This is a genomic window from Streptococcus taonis (genome assembly GCF_029948085.1).
GTDB lineage: Bacteria > Bacillota > Bacilli > Lactobacillales > Streptococcaceae > Streptococcus > Streptococcus taonis.
The window spans coordinates 40,896-57,349 of the sequence record NZ_JARZZP010000006.1 but is presented as its reverse complement, the minus strand read 5'-3'; the positions used below and the strand labels follow the sequence as shown (position 1 = coordinate 57,349).

The window sequence follows — 16,454 nt, the reverse complement described above, 5'->3', positions numbered from 1 at the left end:
CTATGGCAGTTTGCCTAGTAACAGAAAGGAAGCGGTCTAGCTGCCTGCCTTTCTAACTGCGTTTGGCAAATAGAATTGATTTGTAAAACTGTGTGTCCTAATGAAAAAAGAGTGCCTAGTTGGTAACTAACCTTAAAACTATTGCAAAAAGCCAAGAAAATCCCTTCCTTGGCTTTTGTTGTAGCTTGCTGTTTAGAATTTTCCTAAAACTCCGTCCCGATTTGGGACGGAGTTTAGGAGGTCTTTTAGGTCGCTAATCGGTAAACAGCTTCAGCATAGATATCCATAGCATGATAGAGATCATCTAAGATAGCATATTCATTTGCTTGGTGTTCTGTTTGCTCTCTTCCTGGGAAGAGGGCGCCAAAAGCGACACAGTTTGGCATGGTACGTGCAAAGGTTGCACCGCCAGATGATAGAGCGGGACTCTTGTCACCAGTTTTTTCTTCATAAACCTGCATGAGAGTAGTGACGAGTGTGCTATCTCTTGCAACGTAAAGTGGTGCCAGGTAGTCAAATTCTTGGTAGCTAAGTTGGTAAGATTTTGCACACTCTATCAGCTGATGAACAAGGGCATCCTTGTCTGCAAGGACTGGGATTCGGATATCAATTCGAATCTCAGAACTTTCGGGAGTAATGGTTAAGGCGGCCACATTAAAGGATAAATGTCCAGAAGGCTGGTCGCTGATATCACCAAAGATTCCTTTTCCTTGACCATCTTGACCAACTTCTTTGGCAAGAAATGTCAGTGCAGGATGGGATTGAATGGAATCAAGCACGGTGGCTAATCGAATGACTGCATTAATCCCCTGGCCAGCATCCTTGGCATGCTTAGATAGTCCTAGAACAGTAAGGTTCTGATCATTTTGTTGATAATCGTAGTCAGCAGATATGAGGCCTGCCTGGATCTGCTCCATAAGTGGTCCTTGATAGGTTGCCTTATCAGGTACGACATTAAAGGCTCCACCTATATCTAAGGCGAGTTGTTCTGATCCAGGTCCATGAAGTTTGACCTGAAGGAGCCCTTTTTCTGCATAGGTTAATGGGAATGATGAGTCAGGAGCAAATCCCATGCTGGCTTGTTCTTCAATGGCATTATATCTTGCCATACAACGCCAAAGGGTTTCTTCATCAGTACCAAATATGAAACGAACCCGTTTTTTGAATTGAATTCCTTGGTCAAGCAAGCTTTTGACTGCGTAAAGGGCTGCAAGAGAAGGTCCTTTATCATCCTGCGCACCCCGACCATAAATCCGTCCATCTCTGATATTAGCTTCAAATGGAGGAGTTTCCCAGTCTGTCAAATCGCCTGCAGGAACGACATCTAGGTGGCAGAGGATGGCAAGGAGATCCCCCTCACCAACTTCTGCATAACCATAATATCCTTGAGGATCCAGATAGGTTTTAAAACCAAGTTCTTGACACAAGTCCAGAGTTTTTTTCAGGACATCTTGAATGGCTTGACCAAAGGGAGTGCCATTTTCACCTTCATTGAGAACAGAAGGATAAGAGATGATTGTTTTCAAACTCTGAAGAAAATCATCTTTGATTGATTCTGTAATATAGGATTTCATCCGTATTTCCCTCTTTACTATAAGAATGGCACTAGGGTACCCAAGATAAGAAGTAGAATACTTGCAATGACAATTGAGATGACAAGTTTTCCAACAAATTTCCACCAAGTTCCAAGGCTGACACGACCAAGAGCAAGAGCCCCCATGACAATACCTGAAGTAGGAGTCACAAGGTTAAGAACACCAGATGCAGATTGGTAGGCAGTGACGATAAGGCTTGCTTTAACATTGACGAACTCTCCAAGAGGAGCCATGATACCCATAGTTGCACTAGCAAGACCAGATGAAGAAGGAATAAGGAAGGACATAGGTAGGTAGAAGATATAGGTCAATACGATGAAGATTTGAGGAGAAAGACCTTGAAGGCCAACTTCACCCCAGTGTAGGATGGTTGCAGTAATCATACCATCGTTCATGATAACTTGGATACCACGAGCAACCGCACAAATCAAGGCTACTGAAAGCAAATCTGCAGCACCAGTTAGGAAGGTTGAGACAATCTTGCTTTCTTTGAGACCATAGACAACACCGATCAAAATCCCCATAACGGCAAAGAGCATAGCGCCTTCTGGGAAGTACCAGCTACCAAATGGTAGAGCATCTGAACCGATAACTCCTCCAATTACAGGAAGGCCGGTTAACCAATTCTTGAAGTCTTCAAATATAGTAACATGCAAATCAACCCAAGGGATGAAACTTGCAATCATAATGATAAAGGTTAATACAAATAAAGCGAGGACATGTTTTTGTTTCTTGCTCAAAGTAGATGGTGCATCATCGTTTTCTGAAATATTAAAGTGTTTGATATCTTCTTCGCGTTGAGCGTAAACGAGTGATTTAGTAGGATCTTTTTGAATCTTTTCTGCATAACGATAGACAAAGTAAGTGCTGATACCTGTCATTACAAACCAGAAGATAACACGGAGAATAACCCCATCCATAGAAGAGATTCCCGCAGTATCAGAGGCGATAACAGTAGCAAATGGATTCAATGTAGATGCCAAACAACCAACTTGAGAACCTAGTAAGATGATGGCTACGGCAGTGATACTGTCAAAACCAACTGCCATCATTACAGGGACAAGAAGGGGATAGAAGGCCATGGTTTCTTCACCCATACCATAGGTAGTTCCTCCAAGTGCGAAGAGGGGCATGAGGATGAGAATCAACATTTTTTCGCGGCCCTTGTATTTTTTAACGATGGAGGCAATCCCTACATCGAGTGTACCAGTAGCGTTTACGACACCAAGGAAACCTCCTACCATAAGGATAAAGAAGGCAACGTCGATTGCTGCGCTAGTTGGTTCGTGACCGAGCATGGCACGAATTGGCGCCATAAAGACATCGTAAATCCCTTGAGGATTAGAGTCAACAGTTTGATAGGTACCCGCGATGAGGTTACCTGCTTCGTTGGTATCATACTTACCTGCAGGGATGACCCAGGTCAAGAATGCCATAATGGCAATGATGATGATCAAAACAGTGTATGATGAAGGCATTTGAAACCTTTTTTTATTTTCACTCATTTGTTTTTCCTCCTAAACTATGTCACACAGTATAAAAACGAATGATGTGGCAAGAGTGCTGACTAAACTTTCTTGAAAGGTATGACTAAACTATTATTCTTTCACGATGATTGTTCCGCTATCAGATTCAATCAAGGCTCCCAAATTGCTGAGGGAAGTGATGACGGCTTTTCCTGCTGGACGATTGGTCACAAAATCAATGGCAGCTTGGATTTTTGGTAGCATACTACCAGGAGCAAATTGCCCCTCTTTGATGTATTCTTGAAGCTGGTTAACAGTTACCTGCTCCAATTTTTCTTGATTTGGTTTGTTATAGTTGATATAGGCATAATCGACGCCAGTTAAAATGATGAAGAGATCTGCTTCGACTAGCTCTGCCAAGCATTGCGATGCAAAATCCTTATCGATGACAGCTTCTACTCCTGAGAAGTAACCGTTTTCATTTTTGGTTACAGGAATACCTCCACCGCCTGCTGCGATGACAATTTGTCCCTTATCTAAGAGTGCGCGTATACTATCGATTTCTTTGATATAAACAGGTTTTGGAGAAGCCACTACCTTACGCCAGCCACGTCCTGCATCTTCTTTAAAGTTAGCCCCAGTTTTTTCGCTTTCTGCTTTAGCCTCTTCTTCTGAGTAGAATGGACCAATGGGTTTACTTGGATTGAGAAAGGCAGGATCATTCTTGTCCACGACAACTTGTGTGACAACAGAAACGACAGTTTTATCAAGATGAATATCCTGTAAAGCATTTTCCAGAGCATTCTGGAGCCAAAAACCGATGCTACCCTCAGTCATAGCAACAAGTGAATCGAGAGGAAAGGCAGGATTTTTTTCGGAATTCGCTGCTAGGTGTTGGAGGAGAAGGTTACCAACTTGCGGTCCATTGCCATGGGTGATAATCAATTCATCACCATTTTGGATGAGTTTTACCAGATGGCGTGCTGTTTCTGCCAGAGCAGCTTCTTGAGCTTGAGCAGATGGATCTGTGGAAAGAATGGCATTTCCTCCAAGAGCGACAACGATTTTACGATGAGACATGAGCGCTCCTTTCTTTTGGATGAACAAAAACCAATTTTGGTTAAAGGCTTGGATTTGGAAGTTGAGAAGAAAGACTTTGTAGGGACGAGTTGAGTTGGAATTTCGAAATGCGAATAACTGGAAGGCAGTTACTTATTGTGAGCTTTTTGCTTGAATGGTGACTATTGGGGAATTCCAATTCAGAGCTCGTAACTATTACAAAAAGGGACTGGACTAAAACACTAGTCTCAGCCCCTAAGCTGTTTCTTATAGTTTGTATCACACTTTAGGAATGTAGAGATTTCCTAGTGTAGCAGCCATAACGGCTTTGATGGTGTGCATACGATTTTCTGCTTGATCAAACTGACGAGCATATTTGCTATGGAAGACCTCATCAGTTACTTCCATTTCTTTTACACCAAATTTCTCAGCTACTTGTCTGCCATAGATTGTGTTTGTATCATGAAAGGCTGGTAAGCAGTGGAGGAAGATTAAGTTTTCATTGCCTGCTTTCTTAACAAGATCCATATTGACTTGATAAGGTTTTAGCAAAGCGACGCGTTCTGCAAACTTATCTTCTTCGCCCATAGATACCCAAACATCAGTGTAAAGGACATCAGCCCCTTTTACAGCTTGATCAGCATCTTCTGTGATGAGGATGTGAGCCCCACTTTCTTTGGCATATCCCTCAGCCAGTGCAACAACTGCTTGATCTGGGAAGAGTTCTTTTGGTGAAAAGACATGAACGTTCACACCAAGGATGGCTCCTGTTACTAGAAGGCTATTGGCAACATTGTTACGACCGTCACCACAGTAAACCAATGTCAAACCTTCAAGATGTCCGAAATTTTCTAGTACTGTCAAGTAGTCTGCAAGCATTTGAGTTGGGTGCCATTTATCCGTCAAGCCATTCCAAACAGGAACACCAGAGAATTCAGCTAATTCTTCAACCATATCTTGACTAAAACCACGGAATTCAATACCATCAAACATACGTCCCAAAACTTTTGCGGTATCTTCCGTAGTTTCTTTTTTACCTAGTTGAATATCGTTTGCCCCCAGGTATTCTGGATGTGCACCAAGATCGATTGCAGCAGTTGTGAATGCTGCGCGTGTACGGGTAGAAGTTTTTTCAAATAAAAGAGCAATATTTTTACCAGCTAGATAGCGGTGTTCGATGTTTCGTTTTTTAAGATCCTTCAAGTGAGCTGAAAGTCCAATCAAATATTCGAGCTCTGCACGAGTAAAATCTTTTTCAGCTAGAAAACTTCTTCCTTGAAATACTGAATGTATCATTCTATATATCCTTTTCTAACAAGCATGATTCTGCTAGCAGATGCTAGGCAGAAATAGGAAGAATCTAAATGTCTTCGCGTTCAAACGGCATTGACATACAACGAGGTCCACCACGACCGCGTACCAACTCCCTGCCGCGAATCTTAATGAGACGAAGTCCATATTCTTCAAGTTTCTTATTGGTCACAGTGTTGCGTTCATAAACGACTACGACACCTGGTGCGATAGCGAGTGTGTTAGAGCCATCATTCCATTGTTCACGAGCAGCTGCAACAATATTACCATCACCACAAGGAATGAGTGTAACTTTTTCTAAACCAAGGTTTTGAGCAAGAAGTTCTGCCAAATCTCCTTTTTCTTCAACAATCTTGAGTTCTTCATTTTCGTAAGTGACGGAATAGACGCGAAGATTGCCTTGGATTTCTGGGTGGATTGTAAATTTGTCATAGTCTACCATGGTGAAGACAGTATCCAAGTGCATGAACTTACGGCTGTTTGAAAATTCAAAAGCCAAAACTTTCTTGAAGCCAACATTCTTTTTGAAGATATTAACCAAAAGTTTTTCGATAGAAGCGGCATCAGTCCGTTGAGAGATCCCAACTGCTAGGACATCTTTTGAAAGAACAAGTTCATCTCCACCTTCAATCCGAGTAGTTTCTTCACGGTTATAGATGAGCTCTACTTTGCCACCATAAATTGGGTGATGCTTGAAGATGTACTTACCATAAAGTGTTTCGCGATTGCGTGTATCGGCGTACATGTGATTAAGTGATACTGCATTCCCGATAGTCGCAAATGGGTCGCGGGTGAAGTAAAGGTTTGGCATTGGATCGATGGCAAATGGATAGTCAGATTCAACCAAGTCAGTTAATCCTTTGCCTTCTTCAGGGATGTCAGGCAATTCAACTTTTTGAACACCTGCCATTGTTTTCTTGATCAGTTCAAGATTGTCGTCAATATCATGAAGCAGTTTTCGGATGGCATTTTTAGTTTGTCGACCACGAATATTTGCTTCGTTGAGATATTCTTCGATGAACTGGTCGCGTATTTCTGGAGAAGTTAATGATTCAGCAGCTAACTGTTCAAGATAGAGCACTTCGATTCCTTCGTCACGGAGTGCTTGAGCAAAGGCGTCGTGTTCACTTTGGGCATCTGCTAAAAATGGGATGTCATCAAAGAGCAACCTCTCAAGGTGATCTGGCATCAAGTTTTCTAATTCTTGACCCGGACGGTGCAACATAACTTTTTTCAGTTTCCCAATTTCTGAGAAAACATGAATTGGATGTGAAGACATGTGGATCCTCCTTTTTTTCTCGTGTGTACCAAATGATATTGGTATCGCTTACAAGCTAATAGTATCACAAATTAATATGCATTACAAGGGATATGATAAGGCCTAAAAGGCTTTAAAATGGCTATTTTAAAGGATTTCTTACATTTTTTTATAAGAATATTCACAAATATACATGTTAAGTTAACTTATTTTTATATTCTATAAAATTTATGCATAAAAATATTTTTAAAATTTTTTAAAAAAATTTTTGAGATAGTAGAAAAAGGTGGATTTTTTGAGGTGAAAAGTTTGTTGAAATAAAAAAATCCCTTAGACTGGAACGAAACATTCTAGTCTAAGGGAATGGATAGTTGGGTATTAGATACCGAAATTCTTCATAAAAATTGTGAAGAGTGCCAGTAAGATGAAGCTGATACTATTAAGTAGCATATGGACCGAGATAGACATTTCCAAACGTCGTGTACGATAAGCAGTCCAAGTGAGGACGGCAGACATCCAGCCATAAATCAAGAAGGAAGGGAGATTAGAAGGTCTGTGCGCAAGGAGGAAAATCAACCAACCAATGACATAGCCAAACTTTTCGTAGCCTTGGAAGAGTTTGGTAGGAATAATCCCGCGACAAATAATTTCTTCACAAATAGGTGCGATTAAAACGATGAGGAAGAAACTGCTAATCAGAGAGCTTTCAGAAATAAGGTTGTTAATTACTTGCTGATTAGAAGTTGTTGTTTGTTTTATGAGTTGTAGCCAGATGCCACCTACAAGATTTCCAACAAAGATTGTCAAATAACTCAAAACAATACGAGGGACATCATTAATCGCTAAGAGTTTAGGTTTAAATACCAGCAACTTGCTCTTATGGGCACCGAACAAAAAGATGGCGATGACAAGAATCGAAATAAGAGCTACGATAAGTGTTGACCAGATAGGATCGATCTGACTTAGTGCTAGTAGAGCTAGAGTTTGCATCGGGATTTGAGAGAGAAAGATAGCTACTAACAAGATCCCAAACCAAGCGAGTCGTTTACGAAAATCCTTAAAAAAGTTCATTGATATGTCTCCTAAAAAATTTTATCTAATTATAGCACAATTGCTGAGAAGATTCTATTTGTTACCATAAGAGCAAAGTACAGACGACAAATAGAATATCCCGAATCAAATGACCGTAGAATGATACCTCCTGTCTCAAATTTTTTGGGAATAAAAAACTGAGAAATAGAGCACCAAGGCCAATATAAAAAGCAATCGATAAAATGGTGATTGGATTACGTAGGAAGATTAAAATAGAAATGATGATGACGGAAAATCTCACTTCCTTGCTACTGGAATCTTTTTGTAACCTTCTCCATTTTTTCAAGGGGAGAAAGGTAACGAGATCAACTCCAAAGAGAAAAAAGAAGGAGGGAAGGATGAGTTCTACAGCTTCTTTTTGAAGTAAGTTAACAGTGACGATACTCTCTGACAGAACAAGTCCGACACCACAGAGATTGACAATAACCATCATACTATACAATAAAAAGATAAAGCGACTCCTATCAATCAGTCTATCTCTTTTCAGGTTGTGACTAGATAAATAATGCATAAAGGCACAAGACCCAGATAAGCCCAATAAAGCTAGTAGAAAATAAAAACAGGATTGTTTGAGGGCTAGAGAGGTTCCAGACCAAAAGATACAACTACAAAGTGCCAGTTGGATTAAGGCAAAGAATAAGAGTAGTCGAATTGATTTCATGACTTTTTCCATAAAGTATCCCCTATATTTTTTTCTTATTATAGCTAAAAGATAGGAGAGAAAAATCCTTAAATTCCCAATTGTCGATTTTTAGAGCTGTCTTGTCTTTTGAAACTAAAAAATCCCCCTTCAAGGGTTCCTTGAAGAGAGAAGATAGGGTGTACAGTTGATTGTTCTAACGTTTAGACCAGGTTCGCTTCATAAAGAGCAGTATGATTGGATAGATTTCCAGACGTCCTGCAATCATTGCAAAAGATAGTAGAAGTTTTGAAAATGGACTAAAAATTGAGAAACTTGCAGTTGTTCCTAAAATAGGACCGATATTGTTAAAACAACTGAAAACAGCACTCGTGACAACCATTAAATTATTGGTATCTAAACTGACGATGAAAATCAAACTGAGTAGAATCATGATATAAACCACAAAGTACTTCAGAATCTTGTGCTGAGTATCCTTATCAATAACCGTTTGATTAACCTGAAGTGTTAAAACGCGGTGAGGTGATATGGTAGACAAGACTTGATTTTTAGCAATTTTAGATAGGATGACTCCGCGGATGACCTTGAGACCACCTGCAGTGGAGCCGGCAGAACCACCGATTGCCATCAGCATTAGCAAGATGTATTGAGAGAACAAAGGCCAGTTCGTGATATCTCCATATCCAAAACCGGTAGTGGTAATGATGTTAGATACTTGGAAGAAGGCCATCTCAAAGCTTTGTGAAACTCCGCTGTAGAGGTGGAGTGTGTTAAGCGTGATTAAGCCAGTTGATATGGCTACAATCAAGAGATAGGCTCGGAGTTCTTCATCAAAAAAGAATTCCTTGATACGACGGAGCATGAGGTAGTAGTAAAGGTTGAAATTGACACCAAACATTAAAACCCCGATACTTGTCAGATAGGTGATGAGAGAACTGTGATAGTGGGCAATTCCGTCATTATAAACAGTAAAGCCACCAGTACCAGCAGTACCCATAGCGATAACAAAACTATCGTAGAGTGGCATTCCAGCAAGGTAATAAATAACCACAAAAAGGGCGAACATAGCGAGATATAGGATATAGAGGATTTGGGCTGTATTTTTTAGCTTAGATACAACCTTACCAAATACTGGTCCAGGAACCTCTGCCTTCATAACCTCTAAGTGACTGTTTTTTGCATTGTCCATGATAGCTAGGGCAAAAACCAGCACCCCCATCCCTCCGATAAGGTGAGTAAAACTCCTCCAAAATAGAAGGGAACGGCTTAAGACAGAAACATCATTTAAAATGGTTGCTCCCGTTGTTGTGAAGCCAGAACTAATCTCAAAGAAGGCGTCTATCATATTGGGAATTTGTCCTGAAAAGACAAAGGGAAGGGCACCAAAGAATGACCAGAGAATCCAACAGAGAGCTACAATTAAGACCCCTTCTTTTGCATAGATTCGCTGTTTTTTGGGCTTACTGATAATTCCCAGAAGACCTAGAACAACAAGGATTCCGATGGTAGAGAAAAGAGCTGTAAAAACTTGACTCGATTCTCGATAATAAAGAGCAATGCTAACTGGAACTAAGAGTAGACCAGCCTCGATCAAGAGTAGCTTTGCAAGAAGAAATCGTACCATACTTCTATTCATAGCTTACCTCTCTAACAGATCATAGATCTTGGTGATATTTGATAGTAGTGTGATGACAACTAACTTATCACCGACTTGAAGGCTATCTTCACCAGTTGGGAAGATGGTTTTCCCATTACGGATAATAGCAGCAATTAAAATATCTTTTTTGAGTTTCAATTGAGACAAGGGTTTGCCAGTCATCTTGTTAGCTTCCTTGATAAGGAATTGAAGAGTCTCAACCTGTCCATTTGCTAGGTGGTGCATGGCTTGAAGATCTGAATATTGAGCATTGGCACGACCATGGATAAAGTGCATAATCGTATCAACAGCGATGGTTTTTGGTGTGATGATACTAGAAAACTCAGGCGCATGGATAATCTCTAAGAGACTAGTTCGATTGACCTTAGTGATGTTTTTCTGAACACCCACACTATCCAAGAACATAGATGTAATAATGTTTTCTTCGTCAACTCCAGTAAGGGTTGCGACCGCATCGTAGTGTTGGGCACTTTCTTCTAGGAGAATATCTTTTGCAGTTCCGTCCCCTTGTACAATATAGAGTTTTGGATATTTTTGACTGAAAAATGCTGCGCGATCTGGATTGAGTTCAATGACCTTGGTATCAATACGGCTATCTTTCAAAATACCAACAAGGTAGTAGGCGATTTTTCCGGCTCCGATAATGAGTAAACTCTTAACGACACGAGATTTGACATAGTTATGAAAAAGCATCATGTCTACACGATTGCCAGTAACAAAAATCCGATCCTTGTCTTGGAGGACCATGTCTCCACTTGGAATCATGAGCTTATGATCTCTCTCAATAGCACAGACAATCACATTGCCAAACTTTTTCCGGAAGTCTGCGATAGACATCTGACAGATATTGCTATCCTTACGGACAACAAATTCCATCAAACTAACCAAACCACCTGCAAAACGCTCAACAGAAAGAGCGTTTGGGAAGTCGATGATGTTAGCAATAGCACGAGCCGCTAGGAGTTCTGGATTGACAATGAGAGAAAATCCGAGAATATTTTTTTCTTTAAAGTAAGGGTTGGAATACTCAGGATTGCGGACACGGACGATAGTTTCTTTAGCCCCCATCTTTTTAGCTAAGACAGCAGAGACCATATTGACCTCGTCATATTGAGTCATAGCAATGAAAATATCGCAGTCTTGAACATTGGCAGCTTCTAGCATGGCAAAGTCAGCTCCATTACCTGCAATTCCAATAATATCAAAACGGCTTGTCATGTAATTAAGAACTGTTTCGTTCTGTTCAATTAAGACAACATCATGATTGTCAGCGACAAGTGAACGACAAAGGGCAGAACCAACTTTCCCCCCTCCGACAAGAATAATCTTCATGTTATATAACCTACTTTTTCAATATGTATCTATCATACTCTTTTTTAGAATAAAATGCACTCGGCAACCGACTCTTTTCATTATTGGGGTGGGAAATTGTCCTATTGATAATCTTACTTATTAAAAATTTAAGATATAAATCAGCTATTTTCGTCTAATTCTAATGAATACAGAAGCATTTTTAACTAATGTAAATATGTTTGTAAAAAAAATGAAAAAATCAAGTCATTTCTATTGACAATCAAGCTGAAAGTGATATACTAAAACAGTAGTTTCGCTGATTTACTTCAAACCTGTTGTGAGGTAAGTTAACGATGCCTTAACCACGCTGTTTGCTGAGCTTGACTCCGGGCAGTGTGGCTATTTTTTTGCACTAGTGAGAGGAAACAAGGCATGGCAAATCACATTGTATTATTTGAACCCCAAATTCCACAAAATACGGGTAATATTGCTCGTACCTGCGCAGCAACGAATGCGCCCCTTCATATTATTAAACCGATGGGCTTTCCTATCGATGACCGTAAGATGAAGCGAGCAGGTCTAGATTATTGGGACAAGCTTGAGATTCATTTTTATGATAGTTTGGCTGATTTTATGGAAAAAATGGATGGTCAGCTCTACTTGATTTCCAAGTTTGCAGAAAAAGTCTATTCAGATGCAGATTTCACGACAGAAGGAGATCATTATTTTCTTTTTGGGAGAGAAGATAAGGGATTGCCTGAGGAATTTATGCGTGAGCATCCAGAAAAAGCTCTCCGCATTCCCATGAATGATGAGCATGTTCGTAGTCTCAATGTTTCAAATACAGTTTGTATGATTGTTTATGAGGCACTTCGTCAACAAAACTTTGCGGGCCTCGAACTGGTTCACACTTATGAAACAGATAAGTTGAAATAAACACTTAGATAAAATGCTTGCGCTTGCAAGCTTTTTTTGTTATCATAAAGGGGTCTTCAGGGCAGGGTGAAATTCCCGACCGGCGGTAAATTTGACTAGCTATTTTAGCTTTCTCGTCGTTGTCTTGTCTCGATATACTTTAAGTATTATCTTCGACTACGACGCCTAGATAAATCTAAAATATCTTAGCCAAATAAGTCCGCGAGCGCAAGCTGATGTGGTGAGATTCCACAACCGACAGTATAGTCTGGATGGGAGAAGACGAAAGAATGGCTTTGTCTATTCTAATTGATTTTTTATAGGTAAATTGCAACCGCTTGCTAAAAAAAGAGTGAGGGGGAACTTTTGGAATATAAAAATAAAGGATAGATAGAGGAATCCTTTCCAACTTCTTCTGATTTTATAGAAAATTGGAGGAACCTGTTATGACAAACACACGTCGACTTTCGACCATTGCAATTCTATCAGCACTTTCATTTGTGTTGATGTACTTTGACTTTCCGCTTTTGCCAGCGGCATCCTTTTTGAGGATTGAGTTCAGTATTTTACCGGTCCTTGTGGGCTTGGTAGTCTTGGATTTACCAGCAGCTTTTGGAGTGCTTTTCCTTCGGTCCTTGTTGAAAATCCTTCTGAACAATCAAGGGGTTAGTACCTATATTGGTTTACCGATGAATATTGTTGCCTTGGGAGTCTTTGTACTTGCTTTTGGTTTGATTTGGGAAAAAGAGCGAACAACCATGCGTTTCGTCCTAGCTTCACTAGCTGGTACGCTTGGTTTAACTCTAGCTATGCTAGTTCTAAACTATGTTTATGCTGTTCCTTTGTACGCTAAGTTTGCTAATTTTGATATTGAGAAAATCTTAGGATTGAGCAACTACCTGATGACTATGGTTTTGCCTTTTAATCTGATTGAAGGTATTATCTTTGCCATCTCTTTCTGGTTGTTGTTTGTCCTTTTGAAACCAACTTTAAAATACTATGAAAGATAAACAAACATTTATGATGAAGGGCTCTTTTGCCCTTTTGCTTTTTGTAATTTTAGGTTATATTGTCAAGTTTTACCCTAATATGCTGATTGGCTTTGATCAACCAATCCAGACTGCTATTCGAGGTGACTTACCTGATTCCTTGACCTTCCTTTTCAGAACAATCACACATTTAATTGATATCCCAGTCATTATCACTTGGGTTCTCATTGTAGCTTTTATTTTTTACCGTAAGCAATGGAAACTGGAAAGTTATCTCATGCTGGGGAATTTGACTTTAGCTGGAATCTTAATCGTAACCTTTAAAAATATCTACCAACGACCTAGACCAGAAATAGTACATCTAGTAGAGGAAAAAGGTTTTTCTTTTCCTAGTGGACATTCTCTAGCTGTGACGCTCATGGTAGGATCTTTGATTGTGATTTTGAGCCAACGGATTAAGAATACAACTTGGAGAAAAGTAGTGCAAATCTTGCTAAGTCTATATCTCGTTAGTGTATTGGTATCCAGGGTCTATCTGGGAGTTCACTACCCATCAGATGTGATTGCCAGCCTTTGTGTAGGCCTAGGAGTTTTGTTTATGGAGTTTCCTTTCTACGATAAACTGCGTTTTCAATGGCGCTTCAAAGGAAAGCAGAAGTAGGAATTGACCCTTCTTGAGGAGATAAAAATGGAAGTCAACATAAAAAATCTTCATCCGACTCAACTATACTTATCAGAAAAGAAGTTACAAGATATCCAGATGCTTTATCAGTCGAAAGAAAAGCCCAATATCAATCCAATTAGCGTTCTTGTATTTGGAAATTGCTTCTTGATTACAGATGGCCATCACAGGGCTTATCAGGCTTTGTTGGTAGGCCAGGATACAATTTCTGCTGAGTTTGATCGAGATGGAGGTGATGAACTATATCATCTCTATGCGCAAGCTTGTGAGAAAAGAAAGATATACTCTGTTCTTGATTTAAAAAATCATATCTTACCTCAAGATGAGTATGAAGCAAAATGGTATAACTGGTGTGATGGTTTTAATCAAGCAGCGGAGCTAGTATTAGGAGTAGAAAATGATGACAAAAATCATTCAGATAGATGATTCCTTACGTTTAGTTCCCTATTTTTTAGCAGATCATCAGGATGAAGCTTTGGCCTGGTATCAAGATGTGGATTTGGTGGAACTTGTAGACGGTATTAGAATACCTTATAGTTCAGAAAAATTAAATGCTATGTATTCCTATTTAGAGAGTCACGGGGATTTGTTCTGGATTGAGTTTCGAGAAAAGGGAGAGTGGCTTCCAATTGGGGATGTCACCTTATCTCAGGAGAATCTTCCTATTGTGATTGGCAATCCAACTTATCAACATCAAGGACTTGGACGCAAGGTTTTGAAGGCTTTGATTGATCTAGCTCGGCAAAAGGGTTGGAAACAATTGAAAGTTCAAGAAATCTATACTTTCAATCGTATTTCTAGAAGATGCTTTGAGTTTCTTGGATTTGTGGAAAGTGGTACTACTGAAAATGGAGTGAGTTTTGTACTAACTTTGGGCGAATGAACTCACTCCATTGTGGTAGAAGATTCTGAAGATTGATTTCACAAAAAAAGTGTAACAGAAAGAAATATCAAAAATAAAAATTTCTCTTGCATTTTTTAAAAAATAGTGTATAATAGATGGGTATGTGTAAAGCATACTTGTGGGAGGTGAAAATCTCTAATTACCGCCAAAACCACAAAGGAGGATTTAAAAATGGCTAAAAAAGTCGAAAAACTTGTAAAATTGCAAATCCCTGCTGGTAAAGCTACACCAGCTCCACCGGTTGGACCTGCTCTTGGTCAAGCTGGTATCAACATCATGGGATTCACAAAAGAGTTCAACGCTCGTACTGCTGACCAAGCTGGTATGATCATTCCAGTTGTTATCTCTGTATACGAAGACAAATCATTTACTTTCGTTACAAAAACACCACCAGCTGCTGTTCTTTTGAAAAAAGCTGCAGGTGTTGAAAAAGGATCAGGTACACCTAACAAAACTAAAGTTGCTACAGTTACTCGTGCACAAGTACAAGAAATTGCAGAAACTAAGATGCCAGATTTGAACGCTGCAAACATTGAGTCTGCAATGCGTATGATCGAAGGTACTGCTCGTTCTATGGGATTCACTGTTGTTGACTAATCAATAACATCCCTATATAACCCGCAAGACTTCATCATTTCGAGAAGTGACGTGGGAGATGAAAATCGATTGAACCACTTACAAGGAGAATAGAAAATGGCTAAAAAAAGCAAACAACTTCGTGCTGCTCTTGAGAAGATCGACAGCACAAAAGCATACAGCGTAGAAGAAGCTGTAGCTCTTGCAAAAGAAACTAACTTCGCAAAATTTGACGCAACTGTAGAAGTTGCTTACAACTTGAACATCGACGTTAAAAAAGCTGACCAACAAATCCGTGGAGCAATGGTATTGCCAAACGGTACTGGTAAAACAGCTCGCGTTCTTGTATTTGCACGTGGTGCAAAAGCTGAAGAAGCTAAAGCTGCTGGTGCAGACTTCGTTGGTGAAGACGACCTTGTTGCTAAAATCAACGACGGTTGGTTGGACTTCGACGTAGTTATCGCTACACCTGATATGATGGCTCTTGTTGGACGTCTTGGACGTGTCCTTGGACCACGTAACTTGATGCCAAACCCTAAAACTGGTACTGTAACAATGGATGTTGCTAAAGCAGTTGAAGAGTCTAAAGGTGGTAAAATCACTTACCGTGCAGACCGTGCAGGTATCGTACAAGCCATCATCGGTAAAGTTTCATTTGAAGCTGACAAGTTGGTTGAAAACTTCAAAGCATTCAACGAAACAATCCAAAAAGCTAAACCAGCTACTGCTAAAGGAACTTACGTAACAAGCTTGACAATCACAACTACTCAAGGTGTTGGTATCAAGGTTGACGTTAACTCACTTTAATTAGTAATGATTGAACATAAAAGGTTGAAGACAAGTTTGTCTCAACCTTTTTTCTATTAAAAAAATAAAAATACGTATAAACTTTCTAATCTATTTGATATTGTAAAGTATCTAGATAGAAAATTCAGAAAATTTGCTCTTTTCTCTTGAAAATTTTTGAAAAAATGGTATCATAGTAACAAGCTATTTTTAAGAGAAAAGAAAGGGGAA

Annotated in this window: 16 protein-coding genes and 1 riboswitch; of the genes, 7 read left to right on the top strand and 9 right to left on the bottom strand. The window is 39.7% G+C overall.

Annotation, left to right across the window (positions count from 1 at the left end):
• Positions 1-245: 245 nt before the first annotated feature.
• The 9 genes from QEZ38_RS04380 to trkA form a co-directional block, all read right to left on the bottom strand.
• Positions 246-1,574: a dipeptidase gene (locus tag QEZ38_RS04380; RefSeq protein WP_281335146.1), complete on the bottom strand. Its 1,329-nt coding sequence runs from the start codon at positions 1,572-1,574 to the stop codon at positions 246-248.
• Positions 1,575-1,591: 17 nt separating this feature from the next.
• Positions 1,592-3,100: a YfcC family protein gene (locus QEZ38_RS04375; protein ID WP_281335145.1), complete on the bottom strand. Its 1,509-nt coding sequence runs from the start codon at positions 3,098-3,100 to the stop codon at positions 1,592-1,594.
• A 93-nt stretch (positions 3,101-3,193) separates the two neighbouring features.
• The gene (gene arcC, locus QEZ38_RS04370) at positions 3,194-4,141 is read right to left on the bottom strand and encodes a carbamate kinase (protein WP_281335144.1); all 948 of its coding nucleotides are present in this window, start codon (positions 4,139-4,141) and stop codon (positions 3,194-3,196) included.
• 258 nt (positions 4,142-4,399) lie between these two features.
• A complete protein-coding gene (gene argF, locus QEZ38_RS04365; RefSeq protein WP_248034733.1) occupies positions 4,400-5,413 on the bottom strand; it encodes an ornithine carbamoyltransferase in 1,014 nt (337 codons plus the stop codon).
• Positions 5,414-5,480: 67 nt separating this feature from the next.
• Positions 5,481-6,710: an arginine deiminase gene (gene arcA, locus QEZ38_RS04360; RefSeq protein ID WP_049549003.1), complete on the bottom strand. Its 1,230-nt coding sequence runs from the start codon at positions 6,708-6,710 to the stop codon at positions 5,481-5,483.
• A 357-nt stretch (positions 6,711-7,067) separates the two neighbouring features.
• Positions 7,068-7,760 carry a CPBP family intramembrane glutamic endopeptidase gene (locus QEZ38_RS04355; protein ID WP_075232049.1) on the bottom strand — a complete coding sequence of 231 codons (693 nt, stop codon included), beginning with the start codon at positions 7,758-7,760 and terminating at the stop codon, positions 7,068-7,070.
• Between the two features lie 61 nt (positions 7,761-7,821).
• A complete protein-coding gene (locus QEZ38_RS04350) occupies positions 7,822-8,454 on the bottom strand; it encodes a hypothetical protein (RefSeq protein ID WP_281335143.1) in 633 nt (210 codons plus the stop codon).
• A 163-nt stretch (positions 8,455-8,617) separates the two neighbouring features.
• Positions 8,618-10,057, bottom strand: coding sequence for a TrkH family potassium uptake protein (locus QEZ38_RS04345; RefSeq protein WP_045763704.1), 1,440 nt, complete (start codon positions 10,055-10,057; stop codon positions 8,618-8,620).
• A gap of 3 nt (positions 10,058-10,060) precedes the next feature.
• Entirely contained in the window at positions 10,061-11,410 is a 1,350-nt protein-coding gene (gene trkA, locus QEZ38_RS04340) for a Trk system potassium transporter TrkA (protein ID WP_281335142.1), read from the bottom strand.
• A gap of 393 nt (positions 11,411-11,803) precedes the next feature.
• Between trkA and QEZ38_RS04335 the strand changes: the two genes are divergently transcribed.
• From QEZ38_RS04335 to rplA, 7 genes are all read left to right on the top strand, one after another.
• The gene (locus QEZ38_RS04335) at positions 11,804-12,307 is read left to right on the top strand and encodes a tRNA (cytidine(34)-2'-O)-methyltransferase (RefSeq protein ID WP_045763706.1); all 504 of its coding nucleotides are present in this window, start codon (positions 11,804-11,806) and stop codon (positions 12,305-12,307) included.
• Positions 12,308-12,355: 48 nt separating this feature from the next.
• Positions 12,356-12,574, top strand: a riboswitch (FMN riboswitch).
• A 158-nt stretch (positions 12,575-12,732) separates the two neighbouring features.
• A complete protein-coding gene (locus QEZ38_RS04330; RefSeq protein WP_248034657.1) occupies positions 12,733-13,296 on the top strand; it encodes an ECF transporter S component in 564 nt (187 codons plus the stop codon).
• Positions 13,286-13,936 carry a phosphatase PAP2 family protein gene (locus QEZ38_RS04325; protein WP_281335141.1) on the top strand — a complete coding sequence of 217 codons (651 nt, stop codon included), beginning with the start codon at positions 13,286-13,288 and terminating at the stop codon, positions 13,934-13,936. The genes QEZ38_RS04330 and QEZ38_RS04325 overlap by 11 nt, the downstream gene beginning before the upstream one ends.
• 27 nt (positions 13,937-13,963) lie before the next feature.
• Positions 13,964-14,383, top strand: a complete 420-nt coding sequence (locus QEZ38_RS04320) for a chromosome partitioning protein ParB (RefSeq protein ID WP_281335140.1) — start codon at positions 13,964-13,966, stop codon at positions 14,381-14,383.
• A complete protein-coding gene (locus QEZ38_RS04315) occupies positions 14,358-14,840 on the top strand; it encodes a GNAT family N-acetyltransferase (protein ID WP_281335190.1) in 483 nt (160 codons plus the stop codon). Before QEZ38_RS04320 ends, QEZ38_RS04315 begins: the two co-directional genes overlap by 26 nt.
• Before the next feature lie 192 nt (positions 14,841-15,032).
• Complete coding sequence (gene rplK, locus QEZ38_RS04310) at positions 15,033-15,458, top strand: 50S ribosomal protein L11 (protein WP_001085808.1); 426 nt, start codon at positions 15,033-15,035, stop codon at positions 15,456-15,458.
• A 96-nt stretch (positions 15,459-15,554) separates the two neighbouring features.
• Positions 15,555-16,244, top strand: a complete 690-nt coding sequence (gene rplA, locus QEZ38_RS04305; RefSeq protein WP_001085672.1) for a 50S ribosomal protein L1 — start codon at positions 15,555-15,557, stop codon at positions 16,242-16,244.
• The last annotated feature ends 210 nt before the right edge of the window (positions 16,245-16,454 follow it).

What these genes read in the sequence shown, in the direction of transcription:
- QEZ38_RS04375 (WP_281335145.1), bottom strand. Translation starts at nt 3,100, where the DNA reads ATGAGTGAAAATAAAAAAAGGTTTCAAATGCCTTCATCATACACTGTT.
- rplK (WP_001085808.1), top strand. Translation starts at nt 15,033, where the DNA reads ATGGCTAAAAAAGTCGAAAAACTTGTAAAATTGCAAATCCCTGCTGGT.
- QEZ38_RS04325 (WP_281335141.1), top strand. Translation starts at nt 13,286, where the DNA reads ATGAAAGATAAACAAACATTTATGATGAAGGGCTCTTTTGCCCTTTTG.
- QEZ38_RS04320 (WP_281335140.1), top strand. Translation starts at nt 13,964, where the DNA reads ATGGAAGTCAACATAAAAAATCTTCATCCGACTCAACTATACTTATCA.
- rplA (WP_001085672.1), top strand. Translation starts at nt 15,555, where the DNA reads ATGGCTAAAAAAAGCAAACAACTTCGTGCTGCTCTTGAGAAGATCGAC.
- QEZ38_RS04350 (WP_281335143.1), bottom strand. Translation starts at nt 8,454, where the DNA reads ATGGAAAAAGTCATGAAATCAATTCGACTACTCTTATTCTTTGCCTTA.
- QEZ38_RS04330 (WP_248034657.1), top strand. Translation starts at nt 12,733, where the DNA reads ATGACAAACACACGTCGACTTTCGACCATTGCAATTCTATCAGCACTT.
- trkA (WP_281335142.1), bottom strand. Translation starts at nt 11,410, where the DNA reads ATGAAGATTATTCTTGTCGGAGGGGGGAAAGTTGGTTCTGCCCTTTGT.
- arcA (WP_049549003.1), bottom strand. Translation starts at nt 6,710, where the DNA reads ATGTCTTCACATCCAATTCATGTTTTCTCAGAAATTGGGAAACTGAAA.
- QEZ38_RS04315 (WP_281335190.1), top strand. Translation starts at nt 14,358, where the DNA reads ATGACAAAAATCATTCAGATAGATGATTCCTTACGTTTAGTTCCCTAT.
- QEZ38_RS04345 (WP_045763704.1), bottom strand. Translation starts at nt 10,057, where the DNA reads ATGAATAGAAGTATGGTACGATTTCTTCTTGCAAAGCTACTCTTGATC.
- QEZ38_RS04335 (WP_045763706.1), top strand. Translation starts at nt 11,804, where the DNA reads ATGGCAAATCACATTGTATTATTTGAACCCCAAATTCCACAAAATACG.
- arcC (WP_281335144.1), bottom strand. Translation starts at nt 4,141, where the DNA reads ATGTCTCATCGTAAAATCGTTGTCGCTCTTGGAGGAAATGCCATTCTT.
- QEZ38_RS04355 (WP_075232049.1), bottom strand. Translation starts at nt 7,760, where the DNA reads ATGAACTTTTTTAAGGATTTTCGTAAACGACTCGCTTGGTTTGGGATC.
- QEZ38_RS04380 (WP_281335146.1), bottom strand. Translation starts at nt 1,574, where the DNA reads ATGAAATCCTATATTACAGAATCAATCAAAGATGATTTTCTTCAGAGT.